Origin of the sequence: Acidovorax sp. Root402, from assembly GCF_001425125.1 — a bacterium.
Lineage (GTDB): Bacteria > Pseudomonadota > Gammaproteobacteria > Burkholderiales > Burkholderiaceae_C > Acidovorax > Acidovorax delafieldii.
This window is the reverse complement of the sequence record NZ_LMDQ01000014.1, coordinates 550,082-565,864: the sequence shown is the minus strand read 5'-3', so window position 1 is coordinate 565,864 and position 15,783 is coordinate 550,082. Positions and strand designations below refer to the sequence as shown.

Sequence of the window (15,783 nt, the reverse complement as noted above, 5' to 3'; positions counted from 1 at the left end):
GCGCCATTCACTTGTATACCAGGAGCCGCCCATGTCCCATCCATCCAACCTTGCCTCTGCGTGGGACACGTCTTCCGTGGGGCAGCCGGCAGACATATCGCTGCTGGAACTCTCCCATCTGGGTGAACACCTGGTGCATTGCGGCGCATTGCGGGGGCCGCTGGACCGGTTGCTCGGTGGCGCTGCATGGCTGCAGGCCCAGGTGGCAGAGCATGTGGTGACGGTTGCACTGCTGGTCACCTTGCTGGTGGGGGCTGTATCGCTGGTGCGGTAGGGCGCGCGCGCATGGGCTTACGCACACCATGGCCCTGGGTTCCCTCCGCGATGGACCGCATGCTCGATGCCCGGGCAGGCCCGGTGCTGGAACCCCTGCGGGCCGAAGTGTTTGGCGTGGCCCGCTTCGAAGAGCATGGCCGGCACCTCGGTTCCTCCCACGACGCAGGCAAGGCGCCCTTTGGCCGCACCACGTTTTACCCGCGTCTGCAGAGCAACATCCGCGCGCTGCGGGGCGCGTACCGCTACCTGTTTGACGCACCGCATGACGAGCATGCGATCAGCCCCGCCGCTGAATGGCTGTTTGACAACTTCCACCTGATCGAAAGCCAGCTCAAGGAGATCCGGGCCGGGCTGCCGCCGCGTTACTACCGCTCGCTGCCCGTGCTCAAAGACGCCCCGCTGGTGGGCCTGCCGCGTGTGTACGGTGTGGCCTGGTCGTTTGTGGCCCATACCGACAGTGCGTTCGATGAATCGCTGCTCGTGCAGTACCTGAACGCTTACCAGGAGACCCGCGAGCTGAGCCAGGGCGAGCTGTGGGCGTTGCCCACCACGCTGCGCGTGGTGCTCATCGAAAACCTGCGCCGCCTGGCAGAGCGCCTGGCCAGCCACAAGGCCGCGCAGGAGCTGGCCAGCCTGTGCGCCGCCCGCAGCCAGGACCTGAACGGGCTGACACTGGATGCTGCCTGCGCCGCCATGGAGCGGCGTGGCGTGGCCCCGGTGTTCCTTGCCCACCTGGCGCAGTCGATGATGGGGCGCGGCGTGGTGGGCGGGCATGCCGCTGCAGGCACGCCATCGCCCGTGCAGCAGTGGTTGTTGTCCGCGGTGCCCGACCTGGTGGCGTTGCAGGCCCAGCAGCAGATTAACCAGGCCGCCGACCAGCTGAGCATGGGCAATGCCGTCACGGCACTGCGGCGCGTGGGCGCGGCCGACTGGTCCGACATCATCAGCCAGACCAGCCTGGTGCTGCGCGCCATGCTGCAGTCGCCCGTGTTTGCGGCCGAGGACGAGTCCACACGCAACACCACCTTGCATGGCATTGAAAACCTGTCAGCCCGCAGCGGGCAGGGCGAGGCCGCCGTTGCGCAGGCGCTGCTGGTGCTGATGTCGGGTGCCGACGGCGAGCCTCCAGATCATCCGGGAGCTGCACAGGCCTTGGCAGGCTATTGGCTGCAAGGCGCCGGGCGCAACCAGCTGGAGCATGCCCTGGGTGTGCGCCGACATGCCACCGATGCGTTGGCTCTGTGGCGTTCTGCGGTGGGTCTGTCGCGCGTGCCGTTGTACCTGGGCGCCTTGCTGCTGGGCTCGCTCGGTCTGCTGGCCTGGCTGATGGCGCCCCTGTGGGGTGTGCATGCGGGGCCCGATACCAGCGCAGCCCATCTTGCGGGCTTGGCGCTGCTCGCCGTCTTGTTGCTGCTGCCCGTGTCCGAGATCGTGGTGGCCGTGATGAACCGGCTCATTGGCGAATCCGTCCGACCCACCTACATGCCCCGCTACCTGCTGCCAGCGGGCATTCCGGCATCGGCACGCGTTTTGGTGGCGATCCCGGCCCTGCTCAGCAGCACCGGCACCATCGACCGGCTGGTGCACCGCCTGCACCTGCATTACCTGGCCAACCCCGAGCCCTGTGCGCAATTTGCGCTGCTGACCGACGGTGTGGATGCCGATGTGCAAGACCTGCCCGAAGACGGCCCGCTGCTGGCCCATGCCCAGAGCCAGATGCAGGCCCTGAATCATCAGCACCCCGTCACTCCAGGCAGTGCCCCGCGTTTTGTGCTGCTGCACCGCGCGCGCACCTACAGCCCCACGCAGCAGCAGTGGATCGGCTGGGAGCGCAAGCGCGGCAAGCTCGAACAGCTGGTGGCCGCACTCGCCACCAGGGGGCAGGGCGCCTTTCTGGACCTGGACGAACTCTCGCACCTGGCACCGCAGACCCGCTATGTGCTCACGCTGGACAGCGATACGCAGCTGCCCCCGGGCCGCCTGCGCAGCCTGGTGGGGGTGGCCGAGCACCCCGAGAACCAGCCCCGGCTGGATGCCACAGGCCAGCGCGTGGTACAGGGCTACGGCATCCTGCAGCCCCGGGTGCTGGCGCCACTGCCCACCGCTGCCACCACCTCGTTGTGGCAATGGCTGTTTGCGGGCCAGCAGGGGCTGGACCCGTATAGCGCCATGACCTCCGACGTGTACCAGGATTTTTTTGCCGAAGGCAGCTTCACCGGCAAGGGCCTGCTGCATGTGGCCACTGTGCACGCAGTGCTGGGCGGGCGCCTGCCAGCCGACCAGGTGCTGAGCCACGATTTGCTCGAAGGTGCGCTGGCACGCTGCGCCGTGGTGAGCGATGTGACGCTGGTGGAGGCGGAGCCCGAACACAGCGATACCGCCGCCGCCCGCCTGCACCGCTGGACGCGGGGCGACTGGCAGCTGTGGCCCTTTCTGGCCCAAGCCCATCGCTGGGGCCTCTCACCCACCAACCGCTGGAAGCTGCTGGACAACCTGCGCCGCTCGCTGGTGGCGCCCGCATCGCTGGTGCTGGTGGTGCTGGCCCTGGCGGGCCTGGGCCTGCCTTTGGCCAGCACGCTGGCGCTGGTGGTCGCGGCCTATGCGGCTGCGCCCTTGATGGGGGCACTGGCGGGCTGGGTGCCCAGCCGTTTTGGGCTGGTCGGCATGCGTTTTGTGCACGAAGCATCGGGCGACCTGTTGCGCGCCCTGGCCAGTGGTGTGTGGCACCTGGCCTTGCTGCCGCAGCAAGCGCTGCTGCTGGGCGATGCCGTGGTGCGCACCGTCCACCGGCAGGCCGTGAGCCGCTGGCACCTGCTGGAGTGGACCACGGCCGAGGCTGCGCAGAACACCTTGATCACAGGCCTGGCGGCAACGCTGCGCAGACACAAGGCGGCACCCTTGCTGGCGCTGGGCTGTGGCGTGGCGCTGTGGGCCGGGGGCTCCCTGCACACCTTGGCGCCCTGGGCCTTGGTGGGGCCGCTGCTGGCGCTGTGGGCGCTGTCGCCGCTGCTGGTGTGGCTGGCCAACCGCGTTCCGTCTGGCCTGGGCAACCCAACACTGTCGGCACAAGACCAGGACCTGTTGCACGGCGTGGCGCGCGACACCTGGCGTTTGTTCGAGTGCTGTGTGGATGCCCACAACCACCACCTGCCGCCCGACAACCTGCAGACCGCCCCGTATGAAATGGTGGCGCACCGCACCTCGCCCACCAACATCGGGCTGTACCTGCTGAGCGCCAGTTGCGCGCGCCAGTTCGGCTGGATCGGCACGCTGGAGCTGCTCGACCGGCTCGAAGCCACCCTCGTGACCCTGCAAGCCATGGAGCGGCACCGGGGCCACTTCCTGAACTGGTACGACACCGAAACCCTGCAGCCCCTGCACCCGCGCTATGTGTCCACGGTGGACAGCGGCAACCTCTGCGCCCACCTGGTGGCCGTGGCGCAGGCTTGCAGCGCGCTGGCGTCGCAGCCGCTGTCACCGCTGGCGGGTGCGCAGGCCATCCGCACCTCGCTGGCGCGGCTGCAGCCCCGGCTGGGCATCCACCACCCGGGCTTGCGCGGGATGCAGCCCTCGTCCGCCTTGAGCCGTCTGCTGGGAATGCGTCTGCCGGACCCGGCGCACCAGCCCGAGGCCATGGCGTTTCGCGCGCTGCTGGCGCAGGCGCAGGACGAACTGCGCAGCATGGCCCAGCCACGCCACCCAGCCATCGTGCACAGCCCGCCGACGGAACAGGACGAACTGCTGTGGCTGCTGGCCGACCATCTGGCCACACTGCAGTCGGTGGACCGTGACCAGCAAGCAGCACACCACGGCGGCGCACCCGAGACCACGCGCCGCCTCATGGCCCTGGCCGAGGGGCTGGACGCCCTGGCCTGGCAGGCCGACTTTCGGTTTCTGTACCACCCCCGGCGGCACCTGCTGCACATTGGCTACCGGGTGGACGAGCAGCAGCTGGACACCTCGTTCTACGACTTGCTCGCGTCCGAGTCGCGCACTACCAGCCTGCTGGCCGTCGCCAAGGGCGACTTGCCCGTCAAGCACTGGGCGGCCCTGGGGCGGCCGTTCTTTGCCAGCGGCCACCATGCGGTGCTGCGCTCGTGGTCAGGCTCGATGTTCGAGTACCTGATGCCCACGCTGGTCATGGACGAGCCGTATCACAGCGCCTTGGGCGAGGCAGGGCGGTCCGCCCTGCGTGAGCATGTGGCGCTGGTGCAGGCCTTGGGCAAAGATATGCCCTGGGGCATTTCTGAATGCGCCTATGCCGGGCGCGACCACACCCTGGCGTACCAGTACGCGCCGCAGGGTGTGCCGCGCCTGGCCTTGCGCCGCACGCCGGTGGGCGAGATGGTGATTGCGCCCTATGCCACTGCGCTGGCCACGCAGGTGGATGCCCGCGCAGCCTGCGCCAACTTCCGCACCCTGGAAGCACTGTCGGCGCGTGGGCGCTACGGCTTCTACGAGGCATTGGACTTCACGCCCGAACGGCAGACCCACGGCGAGCGGTTTACCCTGGTCAGCACCTACATGGCCCACCACCAGGGCATGACCATCGTGGCGCTGGCCAATGTGCTGCTCAGCGGCGTGGCCCAGTGCTGGGGCACGGCGCATGCCCGCATCGAGGCCGTACTGCCGTTGCTGCAGGAGCGCGCCCCGCGCGAACTGCCCACCTTGCAGGCGACACCGCCGCGTCTGCCGCTGCATGCGCGCCAGCAAAAGACGCCAGACCATGTGCGCAACGTCACCCCTGGCGCCCACGCGCTGGAGCCCACACACTTACTGGGCAACGGGCGCTACAGCGTCACACTGCGCGCCAACGGGGCAGGGTGGAGCCGCTGGCACCAGACGGGTATCACCCGCTGGCGCGACGATGCGCTGCGGGACGCACATGGCAGCTTTCTGTATGTGCGGCAGATGGGCTCCAGCGTGCCCGTGTCCGTCACCAGCCACCCCGCTCCCGATGCGCGAGCGGTGTACGGCAGCAACTTCCACACCGACCGCGTGTGTTTTGATGCACTGTGGCCGGGGTTGCGCGTGCACACCACGGTGTGGGTGAGCCCGGAAGACGACATCGAACTGCGCAAGGTGGTGGTGAGCAACCTGGGCGACGCGGTGATCGAGCTGGAGCTGATATCGGCCTTGGACATCACCCTGGCCACCCACGCGGCCGACGAGGCGCACCCGGCGTTCTCCAACCTTTTCATTGCCGCCGATTGGCTGCCTGCACAGCAGGCCCTGCGGTTTGTGCGCACCCCCCGCCTGCAGACCGAGACCACGCTACAGGCCGCCCACTTTGTCGCAGATACCCAAGGGCACGTGCTGGGCCTGCGTTGCCAGACCGACCGGCAGCTCTGGCTGGGGCGCAACCACACGCTAGGCCAGCCTTTGGCGATGCTGGACTGTGTGCCGGAGGTGCCCGCCACGCTGGACACGGGCCTGGACCCGGTAGCCGCGATGGGCGTGATGCTGCGCATTGCGCCTGGCGCGCAGGCCTGTGTCACGTTTGCCACGGCGGCATCGCCAGACCCGGCCACGCTGCTGGCCATCATCGACAAGTACCGCCAGCCCAGCTATCTGGAGCGGGCATCGGCCATGTCGGCCACGCTCGCCAGCATCCAGTGGGCATCGCACCGCCCGCACCGCGACTACCTACCCGCGCTGCAGGCACTGACCACGGCGCTGGTGTTCACGCTGCCCAAGGTCCACAGCACCCACCTGGGTGTGCTGACCGAGGCCCAGGCCGCCCGTCCCGTGTGTGACCGGCGCACGCTGTGGCAACTGGGCCTGTCGGGTGACCGGCCCATTGTGCTGGTGATGGCCGGATCGCCCCAGGGCATGGGCCTGCTGCGCACGCTGGCCCAGGCGCTGCGCGAATGGGCGCATGGCGGCGTGGCCTGCGACCTGGTGGTGCTCAGTAGTGAATCGCACTCGTACCACATGCCCTTGCAGCGCGAGCTGACGCTGCTGCGCGAACACCACGATGCCGACCTCGCCACACACACCGGCCCTGCGGTGACCAGCCTGCGGGTGCTGCGGCTCGATGAGCTGTCGGCTGCGCAGCTGGGCACCTTGGCGAGCCTGGCCCGCATCACCCTCCATGCCGATGGCCATGCCCTCATGCACCAGGTAAAGGCCTGGGTGGCCGCCCATGGCGTGTCCATGGCCAGCCCCTGGCGTGGCGGTGCCACGGACGAAGTGCCCACGCACCAGGGCAGCACGTGGGTGCCCGCGCCGGTGGGTGGCTTTGCTCCGGTCACAGGGACCTTTGGGTTTGAAGTGTCGGCAACGCTGCGGCCTGCCAAACCCTGGGTCAATGTGCTGGCCAATGCGCAGCTGGGGACCATGGTGTCGGAAACTGGCGCGGGCAACACCTGGGCGCTCAACAGCCGCTTGAACCAGCTCACCGCCTGGTCGAATGACCCGGTGGCTGACCCGCCCGCCGAATGGCTGTTGTTGCAGGACCGCCGCACGCGCGAGGTGTGGAGCCTGACGCCTTCGGCCTGGGGCGCTGCCGATGTGGTGTACGGCGTGGAGCACGCCCAGGGCAGCACCACCATCCGCCACCGCAGAGGCGCGCTGGAGGTGGAGGTGCGCTGGTGCGTGGACCCTGTCACCGCCATCAAACAGGTGTTTGTGCAGGTGCGCAATCTGGGCAGCCGGCGCGAGCACTTGCGCCTGGTGGGCATGGTGGAGTGGATGATGGGTGAAAAGCGCAGTGACCGCGCCACGCTGGCCACCGCACCGTGTTTTGCACCACTGCCCGATGGCCGCTTGCTGGGCCTGTTGTGCACGCAGACCGAGGCGGCTGCGGGCTTGGGCGGGGGCACGGCCTTTTTCTGCGAGGCCTCGGCTGGGCCGGGCACGGACGACCGTGCCAATGACAGCCTGGACTGGACTTGCGACCGCCGCGAGTTCTTCGATGCGCAGGGCGATCTGGTGGTGCCCCTGCAACTGGGGCAGCGCAGCGGTTTTGGGCTGGACCCCTGTGCAGCGTTGTCGCGTTTGGTGACCTTGCGGGCCGGGGCGATGTTTGAGCGCGTGTACCTGATGGGCTACGCCCCCACCGAGGCTGCGGCACGCACGCTGGGCGCCCAGGCCATGGCCGTTGCGGCCCGCACGCGAGAGAAGGCCACCCTCGACCAGTGGAATTTGCTGCTGGGCGCGACGCAGGTGGCCACGCCCGATCCACTGTTTGATGTGCTGGTCAACCGCTGGCTGCTGTACCAGACGGTGTCCTCGCGCCTGTTTGCCAAGGCGGGCTTTTACCAGGCGGGTGGTGCCACGGGCTACCGCGACCAGTTGCAGGATGCCATGGCGCTGGCCTGGGCACAGCCGGGCACCTTGCGCGCACAGATCGTGCTGTGCGCATCGCGCCAGTTTGAAGCGGGCGATGTGCAGCATTGGTGGCACACGCCGGGCGGGGCCGGGGTGCGCACCCATTTCTCGGACGACCTGCTGTGGCTGCCCTTTGCCTGCGCGCACTATCTGGAGCGCACCGCCGACAAAAGTTTGCTGGAGGAGCAGGTGGCGTTCCTTGAAGGCTCCGCCATTCCTGAGGGCGCTGAGGACATCTACGAATCCCCCGGCGCCAGCACCACCACAGCCAGTGTGTATGAGCATGCCGCACGCACCATCGACCGCAGCCTGCGCACCGGCGCACACGGTCTGCCGCTGATGGGCGGTGGCGACTGGAACGACGGCATGAACCGCGTGGGCGACGGTGGGCGCGGCGAATCGGTGTGGCTGGCGTGGTTCCTGTGCGCCATCGTCACCGACTGGATTCCGATCGCCCGCGATCGGGGCGATCTGGATCGGGTGCAGTGCTGGGACGCCGCCCTGACCGGCTGGCGCGTGGCACTGGAAAACCAGGCGTGGGACGGTGACTGGTACCAGCGCGCCTTTTTTGACGATGGCACGGCCCTGGGCAGCCGCACGCGGGACGAAGGTCGCATTGACCTGATCGCGCAGGCCTGGGCAGTGCTCTCGGGCGCAGCAAAGCCTGCACGGCAGCGCCATGCGATGGACGCGGTCGAGGCGCATCTGGTCAACCCCGCAGCAGGCTTGATCCAGCTGCTGGCGCCCCCGCTGCGCCATGCTTCACCTAGCGCGGGCTACATCCAGGCCTACCCGCCCGGCGTGCGCGAGAACGGCGGGCAGTATGCACATGGCGGCGTATGGGCGCTAATGGCCGCTGCAGAACTGGCGCTGCAGAAGCCTGAGCACCCCGGTGCGTTCGATGTGCCTTACCGTTACTTCACCTGCCTGAGTCCGGCGCACCGCGCCCAGCACCCCGTCTGGGGGCCGGTGTATGCCGTCGAGCCCTATGTGATGGCGGCTGACATCTACAGCCAGCCGCCCTATGTGGGGCGCGGCGGCTGGAGCTGGTACACCGGAGCAGCAGGCTGGCTGCACCGAGCTGCGGTGGAGTCCATCGTGGGGCTGCAGATGCGGGCGCAAGAGCTGTTCTTCACGCCTTGTCTGCCGCCACACTGGCCCGGTTCAGAGCTGACGCTGGTGCGTTCAGGGCGCACGCTGCGGTTTGTGCTGGTGCGCGTTGCCGCAGGAGCCTCAGCGGTCTTGCCGTCGAACGTCCCACCGGATGCCCGATGGTTGCAGGTGGGCGAGCGGCTACGCTGGGGTGACGTGCCCGATGGCCAGTGTTTTGTGATTCCGTTGCCTGGGTAGGGCATGCGCAGAGTGCATCTTTTGTGGGGCCTTGGTGCACCTTGACATCCAGCATTTGGTAATTGTGTGTATGTACGATACCGTACAGACCTTGTTCGGCGCGCTGCAACAAACTTGCGGCATGCCCAGGCGGCAGGCAGGGCCGCAGGGGCCCAGCACCGCGATACACCAAGGTGCCACCATCAAACGCTCCAATATCCCCCTTCAAAACCAGCTGCTGGCAGCCTTGCCTGAGCCAGACCTGCAGCGCTGGCTGCCATTGCTGGAACCTGTGGAGCTGGCGCTGGGACAGGTGCTGTACGAATCGGGCGCGGCCATGCCGCACGTGTATTTCCCCACCAGCGCCATCGTGTCGCTGCTCTATGTGCTGGAGGATGGCGCGTCGGCGGAGATCGCGGTGGTGGGCTTCGAGGGCCTGGTGGGCATCTCGATCTTCATGGGTGGTGGAACCACGCCCAGCCGGGCAGTGGTGCAAAGTGCGGGCGCGGGGTTTCGGCTGCGTGCGGACGTCATCAAATCCGAGTTTGAACATGCAGGACCGGTCATGCACCTGTTGCTGCGCTACACGCAGGCACTCATCACCCAGATGGCACAAACCGCCGTGTGCAACCGCCACCACTCGCTGGACCAGCAGCTGTGTCGCTGGCTGCTGCTGAGCCTGGACCGCTTGCCCAGCACCCAGTTGATCATGACGCAAGAATTGATCGCCAACATGCTGGGCGTGCGGCGCGAAGGGGTGACCGAGGCGGCTCTCAAGCTGCAGCGGTCGGGCCTCATCAGCTATGCGCGCGGACATATCAACGTGCTGGACCGCCCGGGGCTGGAGCGCCGCACGTGCGAGTGTTATGAGGTGGTCAAAAAGGAATACGACCGACTGCTTCCATTGGTCGTGGCGAGCTAGGGACGCCGACCTGGCAGACAGTGTGAAATGGTCCCCCTTTGATCCTGCGGGATGAAGACGTCGCCCATGGCCTGCACCCTGTGTGCGCTGGCAGACAGTCGCACCGCGCAAAGCCAACCACACTGGGCTCCACCTTGCGCAAGGCAAGGCATTGCGCAGGGGTCCTGGCGCTGCACTCCCGTGCAGTGCGGACAGCAGCCCAAGGCCCCGCAATGCAAAGCAAAGACAACACCCTTCTTCAGCAACTGCCGACTGCGGCGCGCGAGCGTTTGCTGCAGCATTGCGAGCCCTTTGAGCTGGTACTGTCAGCCGAACTGAGCACCCGCGGCCGACCATTGGCGCATGCCCATTTCCCGACCGAAGGTTTTTTGTCGCTGGTCATTGATGTGGACAGCCACCCTCCGCTGGAGGTGGGCATGGTGGGGGCAGAGGCCATGCTGGGCTCGGAACTGATCCTGGGCCTGGCGGCCACGCCGTGGCGGGCCCTGGTGCAGGGGGCCGGGTCCAGCTGGCGCATTGGCGCCAAACAGTTGCGCACGCAGATCAACGCGATTCCCGAATTGGAGGCCTTGCTCCAGGCCTGCCTGCTGGCGCGCCTGCACCAGCAGACGCTGGCGGCGGCATGCCAGCGCTACCACCAGATTGCGCCGCGCCTGGCGCGCTGGCTGTTGATGATGCAGGACCGATCGCATTCAGAGTGTTTTCACGTCACCCAGGAATTCATGGCCCTGATGCTGGGCGTGCGCCGCGTGGGCGTGACCGAGGCGGCAGGGCATTTTCAGGATGCAGGTCTTATCGCCTACCACCGGGGAGAACTCACGGTGCTCAACCGCAAAGCGTTGGAGGCCGAGGCCTGCAGTTGTTATGCGGCTGACAAGGCGATCTATCAGCGGCTGCTGCGGCCGCGCGTGGGGTGATAGCGGGGGAGCGTTGGGCTCTGTCCTCGGGCGGGCTCAGTGCTCTGTCCAGCCAGGCTGTGCCTGTGGTGAAGCGTTGGTCAGCGCTTGATCTGTAGCTCGTCCTGGATGCTGCGAATGCCCAGTACGCTGTGGGCCAGGCGCACCCATCGACTCTGGTAGGGCATGCCTGTGGCCGAAGTGTCGGCGGCGGGGGCGGGCTCCGGCGCAGATGGAGCTGAATTGGCGGCGGCATACACCTCGCTAGCGGGGTCAGTGGGCTCATCGGCAACGGGTGGTGGGGCGTGGCGTAGCTGGTACTGCGAGCTGGGTGTTGCATTCCTCAGTTGCCGGGCGCGCAGCGCCTCCAGATCCGGGGTGTGGCCCTGGTGCACTGCCTGCGCGGGCGCTGCGCCCGTCGAGAACATGAAGCTGTCCACTGAACTCACACCAGGCACCGTTTGCGCCACAAACACGGCCAGATCGATCTGTGTGGGGTCTGCGGCCATGCCGCTGAGCAGCACCACGCCCTGGTGTGATTCAACGCTGATGTTGTAGCTGTTGACCACTGGCGAGAGGATGAGCGCGGCACGTACGCGTGAGGTGATCACACCGTCTTCCAGGTAGGCCACTGGCGATGGGCTGGCGGGCGCCCACTGGGTCACCATGTCGCTGCGCTTGCAGCCCTGCAGCGGGAGCACCGTCAGTACCACCAGCACCGCGCAAAGGCTGCCGAGCAGCGGGTGGTGGTTTGGCTGGAATGGCAGGTGGCGCATGGTGAAACAGTCCCTTGAAAAGCCCGGCCACCCAGGCAGGGAGCCGTTGTCTGCACTGTGCGCTGGCGTGTTGCACCTGTCTGTTCGTAACCATACCCACCGGCCTGTCAGCAGCTGTTGCGAGTCGCAGAGACGGGCCATAGCACCAAAAATCAGGCTGGCGGCTTTGAGCGATCTGCGTTGTTGGTACTGAGAGTTTTGCTCGCTGTCCCGAAAGCGTAGCCGCATCGCTCGCGCTTGGCGGCATACATGGCTGCGTCGGCACAGGCCAGCAGGGCGTCTGCCTGCGTGCCATGCTGGGGGCAGATGGCCACCCCGATGCTGGGGCGCACCAGCAGTTGCAAGTGGCCAATCTTCATGGGGCAACACACCGCCTGCAGCAGCTTGGCGCACAACTGGTGTAGCGGCGTTTCGTCCGCCACACCTCGGAGCAGGCAGGCAAACTCATCGCCACCCAGGCGCACCACCAGGTCGCCATGGCGCACAGCGGCGTTCAGTCGCGCGGCTGTGATGCGCAATACCTCGTCGCCCACGCCGTGACCGTGGGTGTCGTTCACGGTCTTGAAGTTGTCGAGGTCGATGAACAACACCGTCGGTCCGGGTTGCAGGGAGTGCCTTTGGTCCAGCAAGTCTTCCAGGCGCAGTAGCAGATGGCGCCGGTTGGGCAGGTTGGTCAACTCGTCGTGCAGCGCCTGGTGTCGCGCCAGGCGCTCACCGTTGCGCACGCGGTCCAAATCGGCCAGCGCTTGGGTCAGTGCCGCCTGAGTGCCTTCCATGGTGCGCTCCAGGGCGTGGCGTTCGGCGGCTTCACTCGCCATTACCTGCAGCATCTGCTGCATGGCTGCCACACAGGTGCTCACACTGGGCTCGCCCGGGCGTTGATTGGCATGCGATGGGGGCGCCATCCACAGCCGGCCGCGCTGGGGGCTGGGGTCTTGTGCCCACTTCACTTGCAGCGAACGCAGCCACAGCTTCCAGCGCTGGACTTGTTCTGCTGTGGGCCAAGTGGCCGCCAGGGCCTTGCCCCACTCCCATGGTCTTTGGTTGCTGTCCATACGATTCATCAGGTGTTTCCGCCTCGCGGCGCGAAGACGGGGTGAGCCACAACACCGACGCCGCTCCGGTGTGCCTGCCTCACGAGGTCAAGCGGTTGGCGGGCCCGCCAAGGCATCTGAACAGTGATTTGACAGTGCCAGAGTCTGCTTGCTGCAAGGGGCGTGTACCGTCTGGCAGCGCACATAAACGTGGCAGGCGGCGCTGGCAAGGCCAGTGTTGCAGGTGTTACATTTGTTCGAAGCGTTAGCTGCCGCGGGCGCAGCGCCTTTGCACAGCGCTTCAGACCGTTGCCCAGCACCTTCCGTCCCCGCCAAGGAACCGTCCCATGTCACCAGAACGCCAACGGCTCATCCGCATGCTGTTCGACGAGTACATCGAGATGTATGCCGGGCGCGATGCCCGGCTGGTGGATCGCTTCAGTGAGAACTTCAGCGGCTTTGCGGGCAGCAGCGACAAGCTCATCAAAACCCGCAGCGAATGGGTGGACATCACGCAGACCGACTTTGCGCAGGTGCCCGGGCGCATCGGCATCGAGGTGCTGGACCTGTTCCCACAGGAGCTGGGCATCGACGTGCTGGCAGTGACCGCGTTTTTCCACATCCACCTGCCCAACCCCGACCCGCTGTTTGCCAGCGAGACCGCCCGTTTGGTGCTCGTCTTCCGGCAGGAGGGCGATGACTGGAAGATTGCGCACAGCAGCATCTCCATCCCGTATGGACTGGCCCGAGACGGCGAGGTGTACCCCGTCAGCCGCCTGCAGCAGCGCAACCAGGAGCTGCAGACATTGGTGGATGAGCGCACCCAGGCACTGGCCCAGGCCAACAACCAGCTGCAGCTGCTCAGCAACACCGACGGTCTGACCGGTATCGCCAACCGCCGCCATTTTGACCAGGCCTTGGCCCATGAATGGGCTCGCGCACAACGGGCCCACGGACCGCTGTCGCTGATCATGCTGGACGTGGATGTGTTCAAGCACTTCAACGACCACTACGGCCATCTGGCGGGCGATGCCTGCCTGAAATCCCTGGCCCTGACGCTGGCACAGACTGGGGGACGGCGCGACGGCGACCTGGTGGCGCGCTTTGGCGGTGAGGAGTTTGTGGTGCTGCTGCCCGGCGCCGATGCCCGGGTCGCCCTGGAGATGGCCCAGCACATCCAGCAAGCCATCCGGGCACTGGCCCTGCCGCACGAGGGTGCGCCGTGGGGCATCGTGACGGTGAGCTTCGGCGTGGCCACCATGGCGCCACAGCGCGAACAGTTGGCCGAAGAGCTGGTACGCCGCGCGGACCGCGCGATGTACCGTGCCAAGCAAGGCGGCCGCAACCGCATCGAGCAGGCGCCGGAGCAATAAAACCGGGTGGGTCGGGTTTTACCTGTCCACCAGCCGAGCGAATTCTTGCGCCACGCCCCGCACCGTGAGCGGCGCACAGCCTTCGGCATGGTTGCTGATGGTCACGAAGGCATTCTGTCCACGGCCTGTGATGCCTGCGATCACTGCGGCCAGTGCAGCCCGGGTGTCCAGGTCCGGGTGGTGCAGGCGGTCGTAGGGTTCGTACATCCGCTCGGCCTCTTCATAGCCGTAGGGGCCGTGCACAGGGTTCAGGTTCCAGCGGCACACCAGCGGGCCAGGCCACAGAGCACGCAGCAGGGGCAGTTGGTCGGGGAGCGGCGGCATCTTGGCATGCAGCCCCAGGCAATAGGTGGCGCCCGCTTCACGCAGCACGGCCGCAAAGTCGGGCGTCAGCCACTCGGGGTCGCGCACCTCCACGGCAATCACCCCATCGGGCGCCAGTGGTGCCAGCGAGGGCAGGGCCAGCAGCATGGCACGCAGGCGATCCAGCAAGGCGGGCATGCGATCCAGCTGCGCCAGCGGCAGGGGGCTGAGCTGGAATACCAGCGCGCCCAGCTTGTGGCCCAGGCCCTGGAGCGCTGGCTCCGCACATTCGCTGCGGGCCAGCTCGGGGCTGAGGAACGCCGGGTTGGGCTGGCGGCCGCGTCCGTCTTCGCTGCGCACCAGTGCATCCGTCACCACGCTGGGCGCCTTGACCACAAACCGGAAGTCGTCGGGCACCTGCGACGCATAGCGCTCGTACTGGCTCACCGTGAGCGGTCGGTAGAAGCTGCGGTCGATGCTCACCGTGCGCATCAGCGGGTGCTGGGCGTACACGGCCAGCCCCTGTTTGGACAGCTGCGTGTCGGAATGCTCGCCCTCCCACACCAGGCCTTTCCAGCCAGGGTAGGTCCATGACGAAGTGCCCAGGCGCAACTGGCGGGGTAGGGCAGCAGCCAAGGCTTCCAGAGCATCGTCCGGAACGATCGGAGCGACTGTGCTGGACCGGGTACGCCGTGCCGTGGACTCAGTGCCTTGCGTGGGGGATGGAGCGGATGGCCCGTTGGCCGGCACGTCTGCCGGCGGGGGCTTGGGCAGCGTGTCGCCAAAAAGATCGTCTTGCATGCGCTGCGGTGGTGCGGTTTGGTGCGGTACGGCGGGGTAGGTTGCGCTACGAGCTGCCAAACAGCCCGCTCTCGTCCAGCAGGTCAAACGTGATCTGGGGGTGGGTGTCCATGCTTTTCTTGATGGCAGCCGGGATGGCCTGCCGTGTCTTGCGGCACAGGCCCGGCTGTTCGTGCACCAGGATCGCAATGCCCCGCAGGCTGCGCACCTCGTTCGGGCTTTGGGTGATGGACAGGCGGATGCCCAGTTGCTGCTCCATGCGCTCCTGCATCCTGCGCAGGTCGGCAAGACTGCCCAGGTTCTCCAGGCGCTCCAGCATCTTCTTTTCTTCGCTGCGCGTGAGCATCAGGATGCGCAGATCCCCCCCCGGCGCTTGCAGCAACGCCTCCCGGTCGCACACGCAGGTGCCAGGGGGGCATTCGGTACGGATGGGGAAAGGTGGGAGGGACATGAAGCGGCTTGCGAACAGTCCTTCATTCTATGAAGGGCTGACCGTGCCGAGCGTGTGGCCACCCGCAAGTCCATGCGGCCCAACGACAAAAAGGGCTCCCAAAGGGAGCCCTTTTTGCCTGCCCGCCCCTGCGGTTCAGTTAACACTCCCCATGGCAGCAGCACCCGCACCGCGCGAAGTGCCACCACCCTGGGAAGTCCCGCAACTGCTTCAATCCAACCCAAGCAGTTGGTCTGCCAAATTACATGGCGCTGAATTCGCCCGAAGGGATCTGGCCGGTGCGCACGGCT

General features: G+C 67.0%; 9 protein-coding genes. 5 read left to right on the top strand and 4 right to left on the bottom strand.

The genetic code is table 11. The annotated features are described in order from the left end of the window. The first annotated feature begins 31 nt into the window (after positions 1-31). The 4 genes from ASC83_RS13730 (at position 32) to ASC83_RS13715 (ending at position 10,776) form a co-directional block, all read left to right on the top strand. The gene (locus ASC83_RS13730) at positions 32-274 is read left to right on the top strand and encodes a hypothetical protein (protein ID WP_056063468.1); all 243 of its coding nucleotides are present in this window, start codon (positions 32-34) and stop codon (positions 272-274) included. A gap of 59 nt (positions 275-333) precedes the next feature. Beyond that, positions 334-8,958, top strand: coding sequence for a GH36-type glycosyl hydrolase domain-containing protein (locus ASC83_RS13725; protein ID WP_056065060.1), 8,625 nt, complete (start codon positions 334-336; stop codon positions 8,956-8,958). A gap of 226 nt (positions 8,959-9,184) precedes the next feature. Next, positions 9,185-9,859, top strand: a complete 675-nt coding sequence (locus ASC83_RS13720) for a Crp/Fnr family transcriptional regulator (protein ID WP_056065059.1) — start codon at positions 9,185-9,187, stop codon at positions 9,857-9,859. A 212-nt stretch (positions 9,860-10,071) separates the two neighbouring features. Next, positions 10,072-10,776 carry a Crp/Fnr family transcriptional regulator gene (locus ASC83_RS13715; protein WP_056063466.1) on the top strand — a complete coding sequence of 235 codons (705 nt, stop codon included), beginning with the start codon at positions 10,072-10,074 and terminating at the stop codon, positions 10,774-10,776. Positions 10,777-10,856: 80 nt separating this feature from the next. Here the strand turns inward: ASC83_RS13715 and ASC83_RS13710 are convergent, their stop codons facing one another. Both ASC83_RS13710 and ASC83_RS13705 read right to left on the bottom strand, forming a co-directional pair. Next, positions 10,857-11,531, bottom strand: a complete 675-nt coding sequence (locus ASC83_RS13710) for a BON domain-containing protein (RefSeq protein WP_056063463.1) — start codon at positions 11,529-11,531, stop codon at positions 10,857-10,859. Between the two features lie 152 nt (positions 11,532-11,683). After that, positions 11,684-12,595: a GGDEF domain-containing protein gene (locus tag ASC83_RS13705; protein ID WP_235509376.1), complete on the bottom strand. Its 912-nt coding sequence runs from the start codon at positions 12,593-12,595 to the stop codon at positions 11,684-11,686. A gap of 317 nt (positions 12,596-12,912) precedes the next feature. Between ASC83_RS13705 and ASC83_RS13700 the strand changes: the two genes are divergently transcribed. Beyond that, positions 12,913-13,938 (top strand): diguanylate cyclase, encoded by a 1,026-nt coding sequence (locus ASC83_RS13700; protein ID WP_056063459.1) that lies wholly within the window; start codon positions 12,913-12,915, stop codon positions 13,936-13,938. A gap of 18 nt (positions 13,939-13,956) precedes the next feature. On the opposite strand, the gene ASC83_RS13695 is transcribed toward ASC83_RS13700, so the two are convergent. Both ASC83_RS13695 and ASC83_RS13690 read right to left on the bottom strand, forming a co-directional pair. Next, positions 13,957-15,042 carry a DUF72 domain-containing protein gene (locus ASC83_RS13695; RefSeq protein ID WP_056063457.1) on the bottom strand — a complete coding sequence of 362 codons (1,086 nt, stop codon included), beginning with the start codon at positions 15,040-15,042 and terminating at the stop codon, positions 13,957-13,959. Positions 15,043-15,088: 46 nt separating this feature from the next. Beyond that, positions 15,089-15,493, bottom strand: coding sequence for a hypothetical protein (locus tag ASC83_RS13690; RefSeq protein WP_056063453.1), 405 nt, complete (start codon positions 15,491-15,493; stop codon positions 15,089-15,091). Positions 15,494-15,783: the final 290 nt, after the last annotated feature.

What these genes read in the sequence shown, in the direction of transcription:
- ASC83_RS13730 (WP_056063468.1), top strand. Translation starts at nt 32, where the DNA reads ATGTCCCATCCATCCAACCTTGCCTCTGCGTGGGACACGTCTTCCGTG.
- ASC83_RS13695 (WP_056063457.1), bottom strand. Translation starts at nt 15,042, where the DNA reads ATGCAAGACGATCTTTTTGGCGACACGCTGCCCAAGCCCCCGCCGGCA.
- ASC83_RS13715 (WP_056063466.1), top strand. Translation starts at nt 10,072, where the DNA reads ATGCAAAGCAAAGACAACACCCTTCTTCAGCAACTGCCGACTGCGGCG.
- ASC83_RS13700 (WP_056063459.1), top strand. Translation starts at nt 12,913, where the DNA reads ATGTCACCAGAACGCCAACGGCTCATCCGCATGCTGTTCGACGAGTAC.
- ASC83_RS13690 (WP_056063453.1), bottom strand. Translation starts at nt 15,493, where the DNA reads ATGTCCCTCCCACCTTTCCCCATCCGTACCGAATGCCCCCCTGGCACC.
- ASC83_RS13725 (WP_056065060.1), top strand. Translation starts at nt 334, where the DNA reads ATGCTCGATGCCCGGGCAGGCCCGGTGCTGGAACCCCTGCGGGCCGAA.
- ASC83_RS13705 (WP_235509376.1), bottom strand. Translation starts at nt 12,595, where the DNA reads ATGAATCGTATGGACAGCAACCAAAGACCATGGGAGTGGGGCAAGGCC.
- ASC83_RS13710 (WP_056063463.1), bottom strand. Translation starts at nt 11,531, where the DNA reads ATGCGCCACCTGCCATTCCAGCCAAACCACCACCCGCTGCTCGGCAGC.